Below are 3474 nucleotides of genomic sequence, written 5' to 3'. Positions count from 1 at the left end.
GAACGTGATGACCGCCATGCCCAGAATCAGCAATACGTAGTTCACTCCAGACACTCCCGTTGTTTAGCGCCCTCTCGCTGCTTGCGAGAGGTCAGCAGCATTCCCATCGCCACGCCCGCAATGACCGCGGACAATAAGCCTAGCTTGTAAGGCCAACCCCTCCACGCAAACGACAGCACGCCCGCCGTCAACGCAGCCGCAATAAACCGAAACGCGACCAGTTGGGGAACAATGATCGCAATGAACGTCGCGACCATTGCGAAGTCGAGTCCCTTCGATTGAAGCCCGGGAAACGCCGAGCCAAACAGCAGGCCGGCGAGCGTCCAGAGCTGCCAGTTCACGTACATCGACAAGCCTGAGCCGAAGAAGTAATACGGCCCGGTTTCACCTGGCGCTCGTTGACTGTAGTTCGAGTACGCAACCGCGAAGACTTCGTCGCTCATCATCGCGCCGAGCGTAAAGCGCCAGCGGGCGGGCAGATGCGCCACGTAAGGCGCGAGCGTCGCACTATAGAGCAGATGGCGCAAATTGACGACGATAGTTGTACCCCAGATCACCGCCAGGCTGGCGTTTCCCGCAATCTGTCCGGCCGCAATGAACTGCGCCGACCCGGCGAAGACCACCAGCGACATCAGTTGGCCATGCCACGGGCTTAGCGGACCCGCGCTGCAGAGCGTGCCGAAAATCACGCCGAACGGCGCGGCACCGATCATCATCGGAATCGTGTCGCGCGCCCCTGCGGCGAACTCCGAGAAACTGCTTAATCGATTTATCGCGTTCATAACTCCTCCCGGTATTCGCGAGGATATAACCGTGTGAGTCGAACGCGCTTGTACGTTCTTGCGGACGGCGAATGCCGGAGACTAGCGCCAGCGGCCGGGCGGCACGCCGAATGCTTTTTTGAAGTGGCGAGTGAAATGGCTCTGGTCCGTGAAACCGCTAGCCGCAGCAACATCCGTCGCCGATACGCCCGCGCGCAACGCGCCAAGCGCACGGCTCAAGCGCATCTGGTTGCGCCAGGCGTGCGGTGCCAGGCCCACCTCACGCGTGAAGAGCCGCGCCGCATGAAAAGTCGACAAGCCCACTGCTCGCGCGAGATCAGCGAGGGAAAGCGGCGCAGTGAGATCGTCGACGAGACGCGCTTTCATGACTTCGACGCGCACGGTATCGGTGCCAATGCGCTCGATCGGCGGACGATGGCCTGCGTGGCGCACCAGTAGCGTCGAAACCGCGTCAAGCAGCGCATGCTCCGCCGCGAGCGGGTCATGCCCTGCCTCCAGCGCGTGATGCGCGAGCCATACGCGCCGCGTCAGGTCGGCGTCGCGGACAATATTGGTGGAGAACCATTGCATCGGCTGCGCGCAGCCACTCAGATCGTCGGCGACGGCTTGCACAAAATCGACCGGCAGATAGAACACGCGATACCGCCAGCCAGCTTCGACGGCGCGCGAGCCCGTGTGCACTTCGCCCGGATTGATGATGGGAAGCGAGCCCGCCTCGGCGACAAAACTCGACCCGCGATACTCGTAGCGCTCGGCCCCGGCTTCGATGACGGGGATCGTGTATGCGTCGTGCCAGTGCGGGGAAAACGCGTGATCGTGATATTGCGCGGTGACCATGTCGCCACCTGGGACAAGCGGCGAACGCCAGTAGCGCGCGGAGTCTTCAAAACGGGTGGTAGTCATGTGCTTAAGACTGAACGGCGAGCAGGTTATCAGTCTAGCCCGGCAGTCCACGCAATGTCGCCTGTCTCGCCCATCGCCCACGGGAACGCAAAATGCTCTAGGGGTCTGGTTACTCTTCCAGGGATGGCCAATGACCAAAGTATCAAGGAAGCCGGCGATACGCCGACGTATGGACTTACAAGCGGACTTACAACCGGACTTGCAACCGGCAAGGAATGCCGACGCGATCCTCGATCATCTGGAATCCATGATTCGCCGGACGGCGGGGCTCGGTCGTATCGCCAGTATCCAGGGGATGGGTCTCCAATACTGGACGAACCGCATCAACGAAGTGATCAACGGGATCAATTTGGTTTCCACCCAGAAACGGCGAGCGAATCTCCTGCTGGATGAACTTCATTCCTCCGACCGTGCGTGAGTCGAGCCGATGCATACGGGCAAGACTGGACTCGGGCTATCTCGTCTTTCCGTCGCCTGGCGCGACGTGAGCACCTACCCGTGCGCGAACGTCATGACAAGGGCGAGCAAATTGGCTGGCGGCTGACCTTTTTGACAATAGCCGTCGAATTCCTGGTCCGTGAGATGCCGGCGCACCTCGGCTTCATCTAATGCGGTGAAAGCGATCATCGCGATACCACTGGTACGGCCGTTGTGTCGCAGCGCGTAAGCGGCCTGGACGCCGTTGCACACGGGCATCGAAATATCCATGACGATGACGTGAGGAACCCAGGCGCTTCCAATCGAGATGGCTTCGGCACCTCCGAACGCGACACGGGATTCGATATCTTCAAATGACAAGTAGGTCGCCAGTGCTTCGGCGGCATTGCGGTTGTCGTCCACCACCAGGATTCGCAATTGGGCGCCCCCGAGTTGGATGCGGCGCGCGGTCCACGAATGAGAAATTGATTTATTGGGGATTGATTGCATCTGAGCTCCTGGATACCTACCAATTCGCACCCCGCGTGCCACGTCCCCCTTTTCAGGCCTAAATAGGGATATTTTCCTCGGGGCTTCTTTGCCCGTAACGACGCGAGACCGACTCGCTATGTAGAATCACGAGCCTGCATCCACTTCCCTACAGCGACAAGACGTTCACCGAATGACATCTACTGGATCGATTGGTGTTTTTGACTCGGGCTTTGGCGGATTATCGGTTTTACAAGCCATTCGCCTGCACCTGCCCCACGAGTCCATCACGTATTTCGCCGACTCTGCTCACGCGCCCTATGGGGAAAAATCCGATGGGTTTATCCAGTCGCGCAGCACCGCAGTCGCGCGATGGCTCGTGCAGGAAGGCGCAAAGATCCTGGTGGTCGCATGCAATACAGCAACCGCTCACGCAATTGAAAGCCTGCGCGGCGACTTGAAGATCCCGGTCGTGGGCGTCGAGCCGGGCTTCAAACCCGCTGTCGCGGCATCCGCCAGCAGGGTGGTCGGCGTGCTCGCTACGGTGGCCACACTGCGCAGCGAAAGGTTTCAAGCCCGCCTCATCGAGCACGCGCACGCCTGCCGCTTCGTGTGCCAGGCCGGTCATGGGCTAGTTGAGTTGATCGAGCGCGGGGATACCAGGGGCCCCGAAGTCGATGCATTGCTGTTGACCTACCTCGCGCCCATGGCCGAGGCGGGCGTCGACACCGTCATGCTCGGCTCTACCCATTTCGCGTTGCTTGGGCCGTCGATTCGGAAACTGTTCGGACATCGGTTTCGACTCATAGAAACACGCGACGCCCTCGCTCGTCGGACGGTCTCGCTCCTGGATCAATTGAGATTGCACCGATCCATTCGCGGC

The 3474-nt window shown here is 60.3% G+C and carries 5 protein-coding genes; 2 read left to right on the top strand and 3 right to left on the bottom strand.

The features are described from left to right. Nucleotides 1-41: 41 nt before the first annotated feature. Nucleotides 42-782 (bottom strand): AzlC family ABC transporter permease, encoded by a 741-nt coding sequence (locus WCA53_RS13780; protein ID WP_423911033.1) that lies wholly within the window; start codon nucleotides 780-782, stop codon nucleotides 42-44. Nucleotides 783-863: 81 nt separating this feature from the next. Further along, nucleotides 864-1685: an AraC family transcriptional regulator gene (locus WCA53_RS13775; protein ID WP_423911030.1), complete on the bottom strand. Its 822-nt coding sequence runs from the start codon at nucleotides 1683-1685 to the stop codon at nucleotides 864-866. Between the two features lie 130 nt (nucleotides 1686-1815). Between WCA53_RS13775 and WCA53_RS13770 the strand changes: the two genes are divergently transcribed. Next, nucleotides 1816-2103: a hypothetical protein gene (locus tag WCA53_RS13770; protein ID WP_423911025.1), complete on the top strand. Its 288-nt coding sequence runs from the start codon at nucleotides 1816-1818 to the stop codon at nucleotides 2101-2103. A 74-nt stretch (nucleotides 2104-2177) separates the two neighbouring features. Here WCA53_RS13770 and WCA53_RS13765 read toward each other — a convergent pair whose 3' ends face one another. Further along, complete coding sequence (locus WCA53_RS13765) at nucleotides 2178-2612, bottom strand: response regulator (RefSeq protein WP_423911022.1); 435 nt, start codon at nucleotides 2610-2612, stop codon at nucleotides 2178-2180. Nucleotides 2613-2784: 172 nt separating this feature from the next. On the opposite strand from WCA53_RS13765, the gene murI reads away from it, so the two are divergent. After that, a partial coding sequence (gene murI, locus WCA53_RS13760) for a glutamate racemase (RefSeq protein ID WP_423911019.1) occupies nucleotides 2785-3474 on the top strand: 690 nt, incomplete at its 3' end.

The sequence above is a fragment of the Caballeronia sp. genome, assembly GCF_049581465.1.
In the GTDB taxonomy this organism is placed as follows: domain Bacteria; phylum Pseudomonadota; class Gammaproteobacteria; order Burkholderiales; family Burkholderiaceae; genus Caballeronia.
The sequence above is the reverse complement of the archived record's forward strand: the minus strand, read 5'-3'. Positions and strand labels throughout refer to the sequence as shown.